A 398-nucleotide genomic window follows, 5' to 3' on the forward strand; every position below is an offset into this window, starting at 1 on the left:
CCTCTTCAAAAACTAACGACAGATGTCACTGAATTTAAGTGCAAAGGTGGAGAAAAGCTTTATTTCAGTCCAATCATGGACTTATGTAATAGCGAAGTCATTTCAAGTAGTATATCCAAACGACCTGCACTTGAGTTTGTGGTGTCGGCTCTTGAAAAAGCCCTTCCCATTATTGAAAAGAGCGCTAGATATCGAACAACGCTCCATTCGGATCAAGGGTGGCATTACCAGCACAACAAGTGGGTCAAAACCTTAAAGAAACACAAAATCTTTCAAAGCATGTCTAGAAAAGCAACCTGTGCAGACAATGCTTCAATGGAGAACTTCTTCGGTATTATGAAGCAAGAGATGTATTATGGGAAGGCTCTGTTGTCTTACGAAGAATTGAAACAGAAAAT

General features: G+C 39.7%; 1 protein-coding gene. It reads left to right on the top strand.

Annotation, left to right across the window (positions count from 1 at the left end; genetic code table 11):
* Window positions 1-398: DDE-type integrase/transposase/recombinase (locus FN960_RS20845; RefSeq protein ID WP_143850769.1), on the top strand; the 398-nt coding region annotated here is incomplete at both ends.

The sequence above is a fragment of the Alkalicoccobacillus porphyridii genome, from assembly GCF_007293315.1.
Classification (GTDB): Bacteria; Bacillota; Bacilli; order Bacillales; family Bacillaceae_D; genus Alkalicoccobacillus; species Alkalicoccobacillus porphyridii.